Raw genomic sequence first — 16,466 nt, 5'->3', positions numbered from 1 at the left:
CCAGATTTGATGATGATAGAACACAATCTTAGCACACCCAATGTCGCCTGCGTCTGATCGCGTCGCACCACAACAGCGACAATAAACACTTGGATTCTAGCAAGCTGGTCGATCTATCGGCCGGAGTGAACGTCCGTTTTTCCATAATTTCTGTATCCCGAAAGTGATTCCACCTATGCGAGAGTTTATTTTGTGCCGCGTTACCTTAGTCACATTGTCAACAGCGATATTTTTCTACTGCGGGTTCTGCAACGCCCAAGCGGAAGGTCCCCTTTGGCCAAATTGGCGAGGTTCTACCCAGTCGGGTGTTGCGGAACAGGGAAGTGATTTCCCGGTCCAATGGAGCGAAGCGACTGGTAACGCATGGAAAGTGAAATTGCCCGGTACGGGTGGAAGCACACCCGTCATTGGTTCCTCGCTTGCTTTTCTAACTTACGGTGCCGACGGAAAAAATCACTTGGCAGCGCTCGAATTATCGAGTGGTGAAACTCGATGGGAAGTCGAAGTCGGTGACGACCGTGGCGGCAAACATCGAAAAGGGGGCGGCAGCAACCCGTCGGCGGTGACCGATGGCGAGCGAGTATTTGCCTATTTCCGAAGTGGCGATTTGGCGTGCGTTGACGTCAGTGGAACGATCCTGTGGCAAACGAACATTCAAGATAGGTATGGCGAAGACACGCTTTGGTGGGACCTCGGCACGTCACCGATCTTAACTGAAAACGCCGTTGTGGTGGCCGTGATGCAGTCTGGGCCAAGCTGTGTTGTTGCCCTCGATAAAGAATCCGGTGAGGAATTTTGGAAAGCAGACCGCCTCACCGACGCTCCCGAAGAGGCAGCTCAAAGCTATGCGACGCCCCTAAACGTGACTGTCAATGGTAAACCAGCGATCGCGGTGATGGGAGCGGACCATTTGACGTTGCATGCATCGAACACTGGTATCGAACTTGGACGACTCGGCGGCTTCAACCCCGCCGGTGAAAAGTTCTTCCGCTCCATTGCATCGCCTGTCGCGGAAGGTGGAAATGTTGTCTGTCCTTATTCTCGAGGTGCAACAATCACGACTGTCAACATGAATGCATTGGCGGAAGGTAAAGGCGCCGACGCAATTGTTTGGTTTCGAGACGATGTCGGCAGCGACGTGCCCTCGCCGGTCGTCAACAGCGGGAAAGTCTATATCGTTGGCGATGGGAAAAGGGATCGCGGGCTTGTTCAATGCCTCGATATCAAGACTGGAAAAACGCTTTGGAAAGTTCGTCTGCCAAAATCGCGTCACAGCTTTAGCAGCTCCCCACTGCTCGCGGGCAACTATCTCTACGTCACGCAAGAGAACGCGACTACCTTTGTGATCGGGCCACTGGATGCCGGCCAGCCCGAGCTCGTTGCCACCAATGCATTGGCTGACGACGAACCATTCACCGTTGCCAGCCCCGTGCCGGTTGATCAATCTGTTTTGCTTCGAACGCATCAGCATTTATATCGATTTGGGGACAAATGATCCTTTCGGGTAACTTCGAATCACCGGTGCATGTATAATCGTGAGCCGAGACTCCTCCAATTCAGATCATGAATTGGAGGGGGGCTTCGTTTTCCCACCATGACCTGCTAGCTGGAGCGTTTTCCCATGTCGATTCGTCGAGTTTGGTGCCTGCCACTTTTAACGTGTCTCTTGATTTCTTCGCCCATTTGGGCTGCCAAAAATGCCGTGCCCGCAAACGATCAAGCGGCAGAGAAAGAGAAATCCGCAGACGGAAAAGCCGAGAAAAAAACAGATAAAGAGGAAACGAAGGACGTCCAAGAAAGCGAATCGATCAAAATTGACGGTGTTTTTGAGTCAGTCACCGTTCACCAGCTTGCTGCGGATACGGAGCAAATCGATTCGTTCGGAATTAGGAAAATCATTGATCACGGGAAGTCGGTTCGCAAGAATGAAGCGGTGGTTTGGTTTGAAACAAAGGACATTGACGAGAAGATCGTAAAAGCGGAAACCGATTTGGCTCTCGCGAAGTTGGCTTTGTCGGAAGCCGAGTTTGCTTTTGAACAATTCAACATGCAACAAAGCTTGGATCGTGAAGCGGCTGAGCGATCCCGAGGCGAAGCGAAGCAGAATTTTGACAATTTTGTTAACGTCGATCGTCAACAACAAATTGCGACGGCAGAGTACCAACTCAAGAGCTCTCGTGATTCGCTGGAGTACGCCCAAGAAGAACTGAACCAGCTCGAGAAAATGTACAAAGAGGATGAGCTCACCGAAGAGTCCGAGGAGATTGTTCTAAAGCGAGCTCAGAGGGCTGTGGAAAACGCAAAACACTTCTTGAAAATTGCGGAAACTCGTACGACAAGGGTATTAGAACAAAGTATCCCAAACCAACAGGCCAAAGAGGAGGCGGCACTCGACACCGCTGAGTTAGTATTTGCTAAGAAGATTCAAGGTCTGAAAGATTCGCGAGAACGTCGTGAGATTGAAATGCGGCGCCAAAAACGAGAGTTTGAAAAGCAGAAAAACGACTTAAACGAGCTGCGAAAAGAGCGACGAGGATTCGTGATTCAATCGCCGATCAACGGACTTGCCTATCACGGCAAATTGACGCGCGGACGTCTGAGTAGTAAGCCTAGCACGCTGGAAAAAGGATCGAAGGTCACAGCGAAACAGATATTGATCACGGTGGTGGATCCAAACCGGCTACGGATTTTCGCGGAGCTATCGGAATCACAATTGGCGGACCTTAAGCCCGGAGCGAACGGAACGGCCACGCCGGTTGCGTTCCCCAAAGCGAGTCTCCCCGTAAGGATCCAATCGATCGCGTCGGTGCCTTTCGTGGATGGAAAGTGGGAGTGCGTTTTATCCATTCGAGCTAAGAAAGGCGACGTTCAATGGGTTCCGGGGATGACCTGCAAGATCGAATTTCAAAAAGATGATTCAGAAAAGGTCGCGGCCGGTGAAGCGGAGGCAACCGAATGATCCATTCCAATTGGCGTTCGGTTTGCGTGTTGGTGATCGTAGGGTTGTTTGTCGCGGCTTGCTTGAAAGTGCCCCTAATCGCCCAAGATCGCATCGGCTTGGACGATGCAGCACCATCGAAAGCTCGCATTCAACCGCTCGATTTTGACCATCCGCCGAGTCTTCCCCGTGTGACTGGGCCGAGCGATGGTGAAATTCGTGAAGCCATTGATCGAGGCGTGGCGTTCTTGGTTTCTGACCAGAATGCAAATGGCTCGTGGGGTTCGGCGACCAACACGAAGGATTTAAATATTTACGCTCCGGTACCAGGGGCTCATGACGCATTCCGCACCGCGACAACATCTCTTTGCTTGATGGCAATGGTGGAAGTGGGGGATCCACAAAACGCCGACGTTGTTCGGGCGATTGATCTTGGCGAAGCGTGGTTGATGAAGCATTTGCCGGAACTCCGCCGCGCTGACGGAACAGCGATTTACAATGTCTGGGGACACGGCTATTCCATCCAAGCACTCGTGGCACTCTATCGTCGACACGAGGGCAATAGCGAGCGACAAGCATTGATTGCAGATCAGATTCGTGATCAATTCGAATTGCTCAGGCGATACGAATCGGTGGACGGGGGTTGGGGCTATTACGACTTTCGTTATCAGTTGCAACGGCCTTCCTCGGACTCGATCAGCTTTGTTAACGGTGCCGTATTGGTCGCGTTATCGGATGCGAAAAAAATCGGTGTCGACCCTCCACCGCGAATCGTGGACCGTGCGCTCGCCGCGACGCTGCGCCAACGCAAACCCGACTTCACCTATTTGTATGGCGAGTATTTGAAAGATCGCCCGATGCGAGGAATCAACCGTCCAGCCGGCAGCCTCGGCCGGTCACAATGCTGTAACTTGGCGCTACGTCGTTGGGGCGATGCCGCAGTGACCGACAATGTGATTAAGCACTGGTTGTACCGTCTTTACGAACGCAACGGTTGGTTAAGCATCGGCCGCAAACGTCCCATTCCACATGAATCGTGGTTCCAGGTTGCGGGATACTTCTACTACTTTGGGCATTACTACGGCGCGCTTAGCTTAGAGCAGTTGCCAACCGAAGATCGCACGCCCTATCAAGCCATGTTGGCCGATTTGATCGTGCCCAAGCAAGAAAAGAACGGATGTTGGTGGGATTACCCACTTTACGATTATCACCAACAATATGGCACCGCAATGGCCGTGATGACCTTAAAGCGATGCCTAAAATTGGCTGATTAAAGGACGGAGGATCCCTCCGCCTTAACTCGATGCTGCGGAACCTTGTCGGCTCATTGCAAAGCCATAGATTGTGATGACCACAAAACAAATCAGCGGCAAGACAAAGGAGACACGCACTGATTCAAGAAGGGTGCCACCGAGCGTCATGTCCGATCCGTCGATAATCCATCCTTGCAGCGGCGGCATCAACGCACCGCCCACAATCGCGAAGATCAAACCAGCCGAAGCGAGTTTCGCATCCTCGGGATTCAGTCCGTGAAGTGCAAGTCCATAGATGGTCGGGAACATCAGTGACATACATGCCGAGACGCCAATCAAGCAGTAAAGGCCGGTGTAGCCTGGTATTAGAATCGCACCAGCGGTAAGGAAAATTCCGCCAATTGCGAGAACTCCCAGCAATAATCCAGGACGCATGTATTGAAGAATTGCCGTGCACAAGAATCGAGAAGCAAGGAAAATACCCATTGCCCAAATGTTATAGCCTTGAGCTTCCGCAGCGGTCAGTCCCAACAGAGTCATGCCGTAATGGACGATAAAGGTCCAACACATGATTTGCGCACCGACATAAAACGCTTGCGCAACGACACCGCCAAGGTAACGGCCCGTCATCAAGCGGCGGGTGAGTGCGCCGAGTGAAATTTGTTCGTGTTCGCCGGCGGTCTTTGGCATCTTGGTTAGAATGAAGGTGACCATGACGGCCAGCACGATTAGAGCGATCACGACGTAGGGAATTCGCACGACCGACAAATCGTGAACCTGCATTGCAGTGTGTTCTTCGGGATGGGTGTCACGAAAATTTTCGAGTGATTCGATCATCAAACCGTCTACTGCCGATGGCCGCATCGTTGCGTATTCTGGATGTGCCGCAGCTTGTTCGGCTTTGAACGACTCCGTATTCAACGCTGGCAAAATGAACAGACTGGCCACGACCATTCCTGACAAGGAACCGATCGGGTTAAACGCTTGGGCCAAGTTCAGTCGCCGTGTTGCTGTTGCGGGGGACCCCATCGATAAAACGAAAGGATTCGCAGTCGTTTCGAGGAATGCAAGTCCGAATGTCAGAATATAGAACCCGATTAGGAACATCCAAAACGACATCGATAAACTGGCGGGGATCGTTATCAACGCACCCGTTGCATACAGAAACAATCCGGTGATGATGCCTGCCTTGTAGGAAAACTTGCGAATCAAAAGCGCCGCTGGGATTGCCATCGTAGCGTAGCCGCCATAGAAGGCAAATTGCACTAGCGAACTTTGGAAATTGCTAATTAAGAAGATTTCTTTGAATGCCCGAACCAGCGGGTTTGTGAAATCGTTCGCAAAACCCCATAGCGCAAAAAGCGAAGTCACGAGAATAAAAGCGCCGAGGAATCGACGAGGCACTACGCTATTCTCGTCCGTCAGGGAACTTTCGTTTTCCTTGACTTGCGGGGAATCAGGATCAACAGAAGCGGGGGGTTGATACGGTTTTTCCATTGCCAGTGCCGTGTGTGCCTAGTGCGGGATGTTTGAGGGGCTCGGTGTAAGGTGCCAGAGTTGGACTCAGGCACGCGAGCCGGGCAGTATAACCGACCTAGAGGCGAATTTACACACGTTGTCGACAATATTTCTTAGTCATCAAGCTGGTTTTGGCCCATCCCACGCCCTTGGCCCATTCCACGCCCTTGGCCCATCCCCATCCCTCGGCCTTGTCCCATTCCTTTCCCTTGCCCCATACCGCTCCCCATGCCACTGCCCATACCGCTACCCATACCGCTTCCCATACCTTGCCCGCCACGCGCATGTCCCGGTTGCTCGGAATGCAGGTTGGGGAAATGTTCTTGGAGGGCAGCAAACACCTGAGCCGGAGCAAGGCCGTTGGCTAGGGCGATGTCACCTACCGTGGCTTCTCGGTTGTCCACGGTGATGTTTTCCGTCGATAGGGCCTCGCAGATTTCATCGACCGAATATCCGATATTCGAGGCAAAACGCTCGAGTGAAAACTCTTCGGCATGGGGGGCTGGCCCCGATGGCGTTTGCTGATCCCAGTAGTCCTTGATCTGTTCGTTCAAATCCGCAGTCGCGGTTAGCGGTGGTGCATGCATGATCGTGCCAACGGTGACGGCCCCAGTGATCAATAGCGCGACCACCATTTCGGTTTTCAGATTCAAGCCTGCCGATCGTTTTTTGATGTAGCTCAAAAGCACCTTCCAGTTGTAAAGCAAATGTAGCCCAACGATAAAGAAAAACAGCAAGCAGACATTGATATGCAATGTCGACCAAGTGTGTTTGTCCAGTCCTAGCATCGTCCACCCGCTCCAGTTCGCCGTTCGGCCACGAGGGGTCAGATAGAGTACGACGCCGGAAACTGCAACGACGGTAAATAGCATCGAGAGTAACAGGGATGCGAAACCTTTCATCTTGAACTTCATCGATCGAACTCCTTCATGGTGGGGCGAATAGCACAGGAAGATTTAAACCAAAAGTAGGCGCACCGGTTCCGAACCATCCCGCTCTGTGCGACAATATGACCGGTTGGATCGACAGCACCCGGTTTTGCGCACGCAGGTTATGGAGATACCACCTGATGTTCATTATGAACTTGTTTAAGATTCATTTGCCCTTGGAATATTTGCCGCCCAATAGGGAGCGGAAATCGGAACCCCATGCTCCAGCCAAAAACGCATTCGACCGAAGTCCAAGTGACTTTTCTTGGGACGGGCACCAGTGTGGGGGTGCCCATGTTAGGGTGCGATTGCGAAGTGTGCCGCAGCCCGGATCGTCGCAATAATCGAACCCGGTGTGCGATCGTATTGCAGTTGCCACAGGGAACGCTGCTGGTCGATACCCCGCCGGATCTAAGGACGCAATTGCTTCGAGAGCGGATTCCATTGGTTCACGCGGTTTTATATACCCACGAACATGCCGACCACTTGTTTGGGTTAGATGACCTGCGACTTTTTCCCTTCCGACTCGGTCATCCTGTGCCGCTCTTTTGCCAAGTGGGTGTCGAGCAGCGCATCCGAACTTCATTCGACTATGCGTTTTCCGATCGAAAACCAACCCATGCGGGGGCAGTCCCTCAGTTAGAGTTTCAGACGATCGAGGAAGATCCTTTTGAAGTGCTCGGTGTGACGGTCATTCCGATTCCGATGAAACACGGTCCGCACTTTGATGTACTCGGGTTTCGAATCGGTGACTTTGCCTATTGTACCGACACCAATGCGATTCCTGAAAAGTCGATGAAGCGACTCGAAGGCGTGCGAACGTTTGTTGTCGGTGCGCTGCGAAGGACGCCACATCCGACCCATTTCAATCTCGAACAGGCAATCGAAGTGGCTAAACAAGTCGATGCCGAGCAAACTTACTTTACCCATCTGTCGCACGATTTAGACTACGAAGAAATCATGGCGGAGTTACCTGACGGAGTCTTTTTGGCCTATGATGGATTGCGTGTGAGAGCCCACATCAGCGTACCTTGAAATGGGGGAGACTATCGTCATGCAATCGACCACTCGCTCGGAAAGTATGCCAAGAAAAGCCACGGCGGACGTCGTCGTGATCGGCGGCGGCATTGTTGGCCTAGCTACCGCAATGCGATTAATCGTGAAGTCCCCAACGATCAAAGTAGCAGTCGTCGAAGCGGAATCTCATGTGGCCGCTCATCAAAGTGGCCACAATTCCGGCGTCCTTCATTCGGGAATCTACTACAAACCAGGCTCGGTCAAAGCGATCACCTGCCGCAAAGGGAAAGCGGCCATGGAGCAGTTCTGCGAGGAAGAAAAGATTCCATGGGACCGCTGTGGAAAGGTGGTTGTCGCAACTCGCCAGTCTGAACTCACGTCACTCGACCGAATTGCTCAAAGGGCAACCGACAATGGTGTCGCTTTTGAGAGAATCAATACGGACTTGCTTCGCGAATTGGAACCTTGCGCCGCCGGCATTGCGGCTTTACATGTTCCTGAAACCGGTATCGTGAACTATGCCAAGGTTTGTGAGGCGATGAGCCAGCGAATCACGCGGCATGGTGGTAGCGTGAATCTTGGGTTTGATGTGGTCAATATCGAAACGAATGATAACTCCGTGTGTTTAAAAAGCCGAAACGGAGCTACCGTTGATTGCGGCCGAATGGTCAATTGTGCCGGCCTGCAAAGCGACCGTATCCTACGCCTGTCGGGTGGCAAGCCGAGCGTTAAGATCGTTCCATTTCGGGGCGAGTACTACGAATTGCAGCGTGAAAGCGAATCGTTGTGCCGAAATCTGATCTACCCGGTTCCCGATCCATCCTTTCCATTTCTGGGGGTTCATTTTACGCGAATGATCGAAGGTGGTGTGGAATGTGGGCCTAACGCTGTGCTTGCCCTCGCCCGACATGGATATGATTGGAAAACGCTTAGCCCCAAAGACTTGTTCGAGACCTTGTCATACCCTGGTTTCTGTCGTCTTGCGTGGAGCCATTGGCGAATGGGGATTGGAGAAATTCGACGGTCGCTGAATAAGGGAGCTTTTGTGCGAGCCTTGCAAAAGCTGGTGCCTTCGATTCGTAGCAGTGATCTGAAGCCGCGACGAGCGGGAGTGCGAGCGCAAGCGGTCACACCCGAGGGGGGGCTGGTGGATGATTTCCTTATCGAGGAAACTCAACACGCTATTCACGTTCTCAACGCTCCATCGCCTGCAGCTACCGCATCGATTGCTATCGCAGATACAATTGTCGAACGAGTTGACCAAGCCTGCTGATTTTTGGGACAACCACAAATGTAGCGAAATGGCACACCGTCAATGTTACTGAGACTGCATTGCACGTTTTGCAAATTTTCGGTTGACATGCGGTGAATTAAGAAGGTCAATTCACGCCCCTTGTTGTCGCTTCTTTGGCGACGCAGGTTCCCTTGGTGGTGGTTGCGCGTGTGTGCCGCGGCGTTCATGAGCGGTTGGCATTCAGGTTGCTTCGCAGTGTATTGAAGAGGTGGTGTGTTGTTTGCATCACCTTGACAATAGAAATAACCAATTGGAGGGAGTTAATCATGATGCGCCGAATGTTGTTTTGTGTTGCAGTAGTGTTCGCCAGCAATTTTGCAATGGCTGACACGGCAGAAGCCAGAGGTTTCTTGTCACGGTTATGTGGGAACGATAGCGATCCTTGCTGCGTCGTCCCATGCGTTGATCCGGTCTGCTGTGAGCCCGTTTGCTGTGAGCCCGTTTGCTGTGAGCCCGTCTGCTGTGAGCCCGTTTACTGTGAGAGAGTAGTGAAGGTAGTAAGGGTGGTCCGCTGCTGCCCACCCCCTCCACCCGTTGTGGTGAAATGCCGTTACAGGTGCTACTGCAATTGCTGCTACTGCAACTGCTGCTGTGGGTGCTGTTGCGTCCCGGTTTGCTGCCCATGATCGTCGTGGAAAACAACCCACAATCAAAATCAAACGTCGCCCCTGTCGCAGTTTTTTGCGATAGAGGGGCGGCGTGATTCGGGTGTCTTGCTCCGCGAAAGGACGTTGGTTGATATGCCTTGTCGCGGAGCCAGCGGCCACAGTTTTGTTAGCTCGTTGTTTTCGATATCCCTAAATTACAACCGGATTCCCAGACTTCACACTCTTGGCTTCCGCGTCAATGATTCGAATCGTGTTGAGTGCATCCTGCATGGTCACTACTTCCGGTTTGCGTCCTTCCTCAATGCAATTCAAGAAGTATTCGATTTCATAGTCGTATCCCATTTTCGATTCGACCACGGGGAACTCAGGAGCTTTTCCTTTTTCAAAAATTCGTAAGCATTTCTCGCGGTTCAGATCGAAATCGACCGTCGCGTTTTCAAAGTTGATCGTGTAGCACATGTTAAAAGTGAAGCCATCGGTCATCGCCCAACTTCCTTCTGCAATCACTAAAGGAACTGTGTCGTATTGGTACCTTGTGACAACGTGATCCGTTTCACCTGTCAATTTGGTGTAGCCAAAACTGGTGACTGACTTGGGCATGCCGAACAAGTGCTGCACGAAATCGGTATCATGAACATGTAGATCTAAGAGGGCTCCACCGCAGAGATCGCCGTTGTCATAAAATGCCCCCTTGGGGTGATCCACCACTCGGCGGAAAGTGGCGGAACAGACATCGCCATAGCGACGATCTTCGACGGCTTCCTTAAGCCACGACCATCCTGGCCAAAATCGCAAGCAATGGCCGACGAACGATAGGCCTTTTGCGGTTTCCGCTGCTGCGGCCAATTCGGCTGCATCCTCGGCGTTTCGCGCGAGTGGTTTCTCCATCATTAAATGTTGCCCGGCTGTTAACACTGCTTTGCCGAAACGGACGTGCAAATGAGTGGGCAAACAGATATCGACCATATCGATATCGTCTGCCCCGATTACATCAGCAATGTCACTGCACCGCCGCACTTCTGGGGGCAACGTGGCTACGGATGCTTGGGCTTGTCCTTCGACGTTACCGGCTGCGGCAACGGTACCTGACAAACGATCCGCATCCGCATCGCAAATTGCAGCGATGGTCACATTCGGCAGCGAACGATAGACGTTTAAATGAGTGAGCCCCATCATGCCTAGACCAACAACACCGACTCGTATCATTGCTTTTTATCCTTGCTATATTTGTAAAAGCATTGCCTGTAGCCCCGCGATCCGTAGATGGCATTGTACCGAAACGATGGACACGAATGTGATTACCGTCGACGTGCGACTCGCATTTTTGCGCTACGGCTTCGCGGGTTCGCCGTCACTTCGGATTCTGTCGGTCGCAACGGTTTCTTCGTTAGAACCTCCCATGCATCATCGTCCCGAAACGCGTTCTTGACGATTCGGTCTTCGAGCGAATGGAAGCTGATCACCGCGACCCGACCCCCGGGAGCCAGCCAGTTTGGAGCTGATTGAAGAGTCCTTTCGAGGATGCCCAACTCGTCGTTCACCGCGATCCTCAGAGCCTGGAACGTACGCGTGGCGGGATGGATGTCATGGTTACGGCTGCGGGGAACACATCGGCGACAAATCTCGACTAAATCGACGACCGATTCGACGGGGTTGCGCTCTCTCGCTCGCGCGACAATGGCTCGGGCAATCCGGCGACTGAAGCGTTCTTCACCATACTGGTAAATTGTGTCCGCGATCTGTTTTTCGTTATGAATCGCCAACCACTTACTGGCCGGCGTGCCATTTTCGGGGTCAAACCTCAGATCAAGAGGGCCCTCCTGCGTGAAACTAAACCCGCGGTTTCGATCAGCCAATTGATCGCTGGATAATCCTAAGTCTAATACAAATGCATCGCACACCGTGAGGTTCAGCTGCGCGAGTGCCTTGGGCGTTTGGTCGTAGCTCGCTAAGAAAACGTGTAACCGAGGGTCATGCGATTCGGTCTCCACCCGCTCGCTTACGGCGGGATCACGATCGAGTCCAATCACGACACCTTCCCCCATTGGCAATTGATCGAGCAACCGCTTGCTGTGACCGCCACCGCCGTAGGTGCCATCGACTATCACGGCTGGATCGCTTTCCATTAACCACTGGATGACCTCGTCGGGCATCACCGAAACGTGGCACGATTCGGTTTTTTGAGCGTCGGAGCGCCGAGCATCCGGCGATTCATTAAGCGGTGAATCCGACATTAAAACTCGGCGATCTGATAGGCGCGGTTTCGGAAAAGGAATTCGACTAGATTGCCTTCATGGGGTTGTAGCCAATTGAGCCGGTTTGTTGGAATTGGGCCAACATTGAGACGGTCGATCTCGGTGCAATTGCCTGCAGTATGAATCCACTTCGAATCACGACTAAGCAGCGTGCCGACCAATGTTGGGCCGATCCGGCTGAGCATTTCTGCCTGCGGACATTCGACCACCGAAACGAATGGGAACATGTACTCTTTCGAAGCAACTGCGCGATCGGGCGAATTCGCATGCACCACCATGGGCCGTAAGTATGCACAATGCTCGCGCTCGATCAATTTGTCGCCATAATCCGATGTCAATTCGGTCACGCCTGCTTCGCTCAGATCTTGTTGGACCATTGCGTAGGTTCCTGTCGCCATGGCGGGGACTGTGAACGCGGCCAATTCGGCGGTAGGGTCACTCGGCGGACGAATATCCACTGGACCAATCCGCTTGGCAATTGCCTCACCCATTTCTCGAGTGTGACGACTTGCCCAGATGCCCGAACAGTTGATACAGCTTCGGCCCGAATTGCTCAGCACACTTTCGACCATCAAGTCCAGGTACTTTTCCCAATCATCCACCACATCGTCACCCAGCAAAATTTTGGAAAAGCCGGGACCGTGGGCTTGGACTTTCGGGTTACCCGAATGCTGAGCTACCGTTTGCGCACTCCCAAAAATCATGCTCCGTGAGGTCTTTGCCATAATCGCGCCGCCGACATCGTGGTCGCCAGGGTAAAGCGAAAACGCTTCGGCCGGAATGCCTGCTTCAATGAACGCTGAAATCATGCGGTAGGGAGTCCACGGTTCTTGAGACCCAGGTTTGAGGGCTAAGCCGATTTGAAGTGGGACCGCTGGCAACCAGAGGGTATGAACGCCAGGCGAATTGTTCGGTAGTACCGCACCAAGGATTGGAGTCTGGGCTTGGTAGCTGACGGTTACGCCACGGCCTTCTTCGCCATACCCACGCGCGAAGATGGACAAGTCCAATCCACGCGTAAGGCAATTAAGGATTTGGTCGATGTTGCTGAGCACGAAACTGTTCTTAGACATGTTTGAACGGCACATGTGCTCGGGCAGTCCGGTGCTAGCGGATTGTTGATGAACAAAATCGTTGACCGTTTGAACTGAATCTCCAACCTTCAAATCGCCCTTCTCAAAAAGTTCCGCTGCTTTTTTGCATCGTTCGATCAATTCCGATGGCGTGATTTGTAGCAGTGCTTCACGAGCCTTCCCAGCCTTCCGTATATCCCGTCCGACGATGCCACCGCCAACCGTCCCAACTTTGGCAATCGGATCGCCTGTGTCAAAATGAACGACGTTCTTGAAGTCGAGCGATTCGTAGGGTTTGCCCCAGCGAAGCGGGTTCAGAGTGATCATGAGGTTTAATTGGGTAAAGGTGGAGAACGATCGATTCAGGAATGGTTAGCTGATTCGCATACTAGTAAACGCCGACGGTAGTCGAGCTCGCCAATTCATGGAATGGACGTACACCGCTAACTCCATCCCAAGGGTACAAGTTGAAGGGAGCCTCTCGTTCACCCTCGTCTCGTTCCATGAAGCCCGGAACAAAGAACTCGTCGGTCAACGTATACAGCTTCACTCGTCCGGTTTCGCCGTACCCAACAACTTGGTTGTAATCATCAAATTGGACCACTTCGGTTGCCGCACGCGGTTGAGGAGCGTAATAGGAAATCTTGTAGCCATCGGCCGCGCTGATCGGTTTGCTGCATGCCAATCCCATCAACGTGTTTCCGTAGGTTGGGGTCATGTAGACGCCGCTCTCCTCGGGTGATCCGCCTAACAACTCTTCGACACAAAATCGCGTCCATTGAGGGGTGAACTCGGTGCCCCCAGAGAAGATTCCTGTGATGCCAACTTCGGGAATGCTTGTCCCCTTTTCTTCCAAAGCCTCACCGAGTGATTCAAGCAGTTTCGGTGTCGCAAAAACGCATTTCACATCGTGGCCAGACGTTAAAACCGTGACGGCTTGATCAATGCAGTGCTTTTTGTATTCCTCTAAATGTTCCATCCAACCTTTTTTGATTAGCTTAACGACCCAGCGTGGATCGAGGTCGATACAGAAGCAGATCCCCTTTCGGTGTTGTGCTAGATGCTCTACAGCCAAACGCAATCGACGCGGGCCGCTCGGACCTAGCATTAACCAATTCGATCCGATTGGAAAATACTTCTCTGGTAATGTTTCACTGAACAGTTCGTAGTCCTTCCAGTGGTCTTCGATCACCATCCGGCTCTTGGGGATCCCGGTAGTCCCTCCGGTTTCAAACACGTAAACCGGTTTTTCTGCATGCCCCTTGGGTACCCAACGGCGGATCGGCCCGCCTCGCAACCACTCGTCTTCGAACAGCGGAAATTTTTTCAAGTCGGCGAATGACTTTACTTCCGTCAGCGGATCAAAATTAAGCTCGCGTTTCTTCTCTAACCAAAACGGGCTACCCGTTTCGTCGCTAAAGTGCCAATGCACCGTTCGAATTGTGTGCTCATTAAGTTGTTCGAGGGCATCAGCAGCCTGTTTTGCAACCGCTTGATCGATAACCGTGGGATCCGACGACATCATTGGGGCTCGAGAAGGGAACGTTGGAAGAAGGGAAAGATCGATGACATAGTATCACGATCTGTAAAGACTTGAATCAGGGGCGATCAGCGTAGAATCGCGATCTCACGAAAAAAGCCACTGTGAATTTCACAGTGGCTTCAATCTTTCTTTCGGTCGAGCGGCTGCGGTTTCCCTTCCAGCAAGCTCGAATCGCTTAACTTTAGATTCCCGAAGGGGTCGAAGCAGGTGGCGGGACAATTACTGTTGGGCTGTCGTTGTTGTTGTTGGAAGTTGCCGCGATGATCCCGCCGATACCGGCAAGTGCAGCTAGGCCGCCAAGTCCACCACCGCCGAATCCGCCACCGCCACCGCCGTATCCACCGCCTCCGCCGTAGCCGCCGCCATAGCCACCACCATATCCGCCGCCCATCATTGGGTCGCCGAATCCGCCAGCGTATGGATCCATGCCGTCGACAATGGTTCCGTCAATGATGGTTCCGTCAACAATCTGGCCGCTACCGCCGCATCCGCAGCCGTCCATGATGACTTCGCCACCGCAGCAATCTTCAACGATTGGTGCTTCTTGGATGATCACTTCTTCAACGCACTGAATTACTTCAGGCATTGGAGCGACTTGCATTTCGAAGCAGCAGCAACAGTCCCGGTGATGTCGACCGAACAATCCGACGAGTTGTTCCTCGCGAACTGCCTGGGTTGATTCCTCTTCTTTGTTCAAGTTGCCTTGATCACCAACCAATTCGAATCCAGCCAAACCGATCCCGCCCGAACCAACCGCGAGTAGCGAGTAATCGCCAGCTGGCAAATTCTCGAAGCGGAACGAGCCGTCTTGGTCCGTTACCGTGCGGCTAACCGATTCGCCGTTCTTCAGGATGAAGACGTTGATCAAATTTGCAGCCGACAGTTCATTGTTCAGGGTTCCTGCCAAGTGGATCACGCCCTTCATGCCACCTTCGGTTTGCGAGACCCGGAAGTGTTGATCACTGCACACGCGTTTTGCAAGGTCACTGTAAGATGCATCGGGCAACGTCGCTTCGCTATTCTTCGAAATCGGTGGCAGGTAGCGAATGATCGCTGTCTTCACAAACGAATAGTCGACGTTTGCTGCCGAGATTTCAACTTCGGTTGGAAATTCTTGCGAGCCCGCCGATTGCTTGTTGATCACATGCATCGCACAGCACGCGAATACATTGTCCGCCTTCGCGGTCAACGAATACACGCCAGGAAGCACATTCTCAATTTCGAACTCGCCTAACTCGTTCGTCGTGCCATGTACCGCCTGTCCATCGCTGTTCACCAGTGCGATCTTGGCATTGGCGACCGCCTTGGCTTGACCATTAGCAGATGGCAAAACCAAGCGTCCCACCAGCGTATCTCGTTCTACCGGACAAACCCATTGGCTCAGCGTTAAATGAGTTAGGGTTCCCTGCATTTCCGCAGGTGTTTCCGCTTGAGCGGAAGAATTAATCGCCGATAAAGCGATAAGCATGATTCCTGCCAGCAGGTGTCTCATAGTCATGACCTTGTTGTGTTATTTCGAGTGCAAATGAGTGGGCAATCGGAGTGTGCCGAGTATGTTCAGTGAGAGTAATCGAGGGGGACTGGGCAAACTTCAAACGCTATCCTAGGTAATCATCTGTCGAAACTCAAGCGTTCAAATCATAAAATTGGGATGATCGTTTCGACCGATTTAGAAGAAGACAGCGAATGCCCCTTTTGGGGTATGGCTAAACCCTTCTTTGTGTAAATGGCTTTTTGTGTACGCATTAGGGGCATATTGTAAGCTGAAACCGCTGTTTTTCTAAGGTTTCTTGCCCGCTGGAACATTCTATATCTTAGGTCTGGTTGTTACCGAATGGCTCGGATTTTCACGATTTCCTCTGAATCGATAGACTGAAAAGTTGGAGGTCACTGCGTGCTTTTTTTGCCTAGTCACTTCAAACACGCTGAGATTTGACAGCAATTTCTATTCGGAGCGTAGGGACCATCGGATTGCGGACACAAACGATCCATGATCGTTGGCTTCAGGGCGTTGCCAATTTTCGGGCGCTTCGTTAGC

12 protein-coding genes are annotated in these 16,466 nt (G+C 52.3%); 5 read left to right on the top strand and 7 right to left on the bottom strand.

Annotation, left to right across the window (positions count from 1 at the left end; translation table 11 throughout):
- Nucleotides 1-175 precede the first annotated feature (175 nt).
- The 3 genes from CA13_RS33830 to CA13_RS33820 all read left to right on the top strand — a co-directional run bounded on the left by CA13_RS33830 (nucleotide 176) and on the right by CA13_RS33820 (nucleotide 4,212).
- Nucleotides 176-1,495 carry an outer membrane protein assembly factor BamB family protein gene (locus tag CA13_RS33830; protein ID WP_146404529.1) on the top strand — a complete coding sequence of 440 codons (1,320 nt, stop codon included), beginning with the start codon at nucleotides 176-178 and terminating at the stop codon, nucleotides 1,493-1,495.
- A 126-nt stretch (nucleotides 1,496-1,621) separates the two neighbouring features.
- Nucleotides 1,622-2,959 carry an HlyD family secretion protein gene (locus CA13_RS33825; RefSeq protein WP_146404528.1) on the top strand — a complete coding sequence of 446 codons (1,338 nt, stop codon included), beginning with the start codon at nucleotides 1,622-1,624 and terminating at the stop codon, nucleotides 2,957-2,959.
- Complete coding sequence (locus CA13_RS33820) at nucleotides 2,956-4,212, top strand: hypothetical protein (RefSeq protein ID WP_419195303.1); 1,257 nt, start codon at nucleotides 2,956-2,958, stop codon at nucleotides 4,210-4,212. Before CA13_RS33825 ends, CA13_RS33820 begins: the two co-directional genes overlap by 4 nt.
- A 21-nt stretch (nucleotides 4,213-4,233) precedes the next feature.
- Here the strand turns inward: CA13_RS33820 and fucP are convergent, their stop codons facing one another.
- On the bottom strand, nucleotides 4,234-5,595 hold the full coding sequence (fucP, locus tag CA13_RS33815; protein WP_473087527.1) for an L-fucose:H+ symporter permease: 1,362 nt from the start codon (nucleotides 5,593-5,595) through the stop codon (nucleotides 4,234-4,236).
- Nucleotides 5,596-5,822: 227 nt separating this feature from the next.
- Complete coding sequence (locus tag CA13_RS33810) at nucleotides 5,823-6,623, bottom strand: DUF4405 domain-containing protein (RefSeq protein WP_146404524.1); 801 nt, start codon at nucleotides 6,621-6,623, stop codon at nucleotides 5,823-5,825.
- A 234-nt stretch (nucleotides 6,624-6,857) separates the two neighbouring features.
- Here CA13_RS33810 and CA13_RS33805 point away from each other — a divergent pair, with 234 nt between their 5' ends.
- On the top strand, nucleotides 6,858-7,673 hold the full coding sequence (locus tag CA13_RS33805; protein ID WP_146404522.1) for an MBL fold metallo-hydrolase: 816 nt from the start codon (nucleotides 6,858-6,860) through the stop codon (nucleotides 7,671-7,673).
- 19 nt (nucleotides 7,674-7,692) lie between these two features.
- A complete protein-coding gene (gene lhgO, locus CA13_RS33800) occupies nucleotides 7,693-8,928 on the top strand; it encodes an L-2-hydroxyglutarate oxidase (RefSeq protein WP_419195302.1) in 1,236 nt (411 codons plus the stop codon).
- 818 nt (nucleotides 8,929-9,746) lie between these two features.
- Here the strand turns inward: lhgO and CA13_RS33790 are convergent.
- From CA13_RS33790 to CA13_RS36020, 5 genes are all read right to left on the bottom strand, one after another.
- Nucleotides 9,747-10,763 carry a Gfo/Idh/MocA family protein gene (locus tag CA13_RS33790; protein WP_146404518.1) on the bottom strand — a complete coding sequence of 339 codons (1,017 nt, stop codon included), beginning with the start codon at nucleotides 10,761-10,763 and terminating at the stop codon, nucleotides 9,747-9,749.
- Nucleotides 10,764-10,855: 92 nt separating this feature from the next.
- On the bottom strand, nucleotides 10,856-11,791 hold the full coding sequence (gene rsmH / locus CA13_RS33785) for a 16S rRNA (cytosine(1402)-N(4))-methyltransferase RsmH (protein WP_146404517.1): 936 nt from the start codon (nucleotides 11,789-11,791) through the stop codon (nucleotides 10,856-10,858).
- Nucleotides 11,791-13,212 (bottom strand): aldehyde dehydrogenase family protein, encoded by a 1,422-nt coding sequence (locus tag CA13_RS33780; RefSeq protein ID WP_146404515.1) that lies wholly within the window; start codon nucleotides 13,210-13,212, stop codon nucleotides 11,791-11,793. Before CA13_RS33780 ends, rsmH begins: the two co-directional genes overlap by 1 nt.
- Before the next feature lie 61 nt (nucleotides 13,213-13,273).
- The gene (locus CA13_RS33775; protein ID WP_146404513.1) at nucleotides 13,274-14,407 is read right to left on the bottom strand and encodes a hypothetical protein; all 1,134 of its coding nucleotides are present in this window, start codon (nucleotides 14,405-14,407) and stop codon (nucleotides 13,274-13,276) included.
- A gap of 202 nt (nucleotides 14,408-14,609) precedes the next feature.
- Nucleotides 14,610-15,920: an MSCRAMM family protein gene (locus CA13_RS36020; RefSeq protein ID WP_419195301.1), complete on the bottom strand. Its 1,311-nt coding sequence runs from the start codon at nucleotides 15,918-15,920 to the stop codon at nucleotides 14,610-14,612.
- Between the last annotated feature and the right edge of the window lie 546 nt (nucleotides 15,921-16,466).

Source organism: Novipirellula herctigrandis (genome assembly GCA_007859835.1).
GTDB classification, from domain to species: Bacteria; Planctomycetota; Planctomycetia; order Pirellulales; family Pirellulaceae; genus Novipirellula_A; species Novipirellula_A herctigrandis.
Note: the sequence above shows the minus strand (reverse complement) of the source record. Positions and strands in the feature narration are given on the sequence as shown.

Coding starts and splice junctions, on each gene's coding strand:
- CA13_RS33830 (WP_146404529.1), top strand. CDS start 176: ATGCGAGAGTTTATTTTGTGCCGCGTTACCTTAGTCACATTGTCAACA.
- CA13_RS33825 (WP_146404528.1), top strand. CDS start 1,622: ATGTCGATTCGTCGAGTTTGGTGCCTGCCACTTTTAACGTGTCTCTTG.
- CA13_RS33820 (WP_419195303.1), top strand. CDS start 2,956: ATGATCCATTCCAATTGGCGTTCGGTTTGCGTGTTGGTGATCGTAGGG.
- CA13_RS33810 (WP_146404524.1), bottom strand. CDS start 6,623: ATGAAGTTCAAGATGAAAGGTTTCGCATCCCTGTTACTCTCGATGCTA.
- CA13_RS33805 (WP_146404522.1), top strand. CDS start 6,858: ATGCTCCAGCCAAAAACGCATTCGACCGAAGTCCAAGTGACTTTTCTT.
- lhgO (WP_419195302.1), top strand. CDS start 7,693: ATGCAATCGACCACTCGCTCGGAAAGTATGCCAAGAAAAGCCACGGCG.
- CA13_RS33790 (WP_146404518.1), bottom strand. CDS start 10,763: ATGATACGAGTCGGTGTTGTTGGTCTAGGCATGATGGGGCTCACTCAT.
- rsmH (WP_146404517.1), bottom strand. CDS start 11,791: ATGTCGGATTCACCGCTTAATGAATCGCCGGATGCTCGGCGCTCCGAC.
- CA13_RS33780 (WP_146404515.1), bottom strand. CDS start 13,212: ATGATCACTCTGAACCCGCTTCGCTGGGGCAAACCCTACGAATCGCTC.
- CA13_RS33775 (WP_146404513.1), bottom strand. CDS start 14,407: ATGTCGTCGGATCCCACGGTTATCGATCAAGCGGTTGCAAAACAGGCT.
- CA13_RS36020 (WP_419195301.1), bottom strand. CDS start 15,920: ATGAGACACCTGCTGGCAGGAATCATGCTTATCGCTTTATCGGCGATT.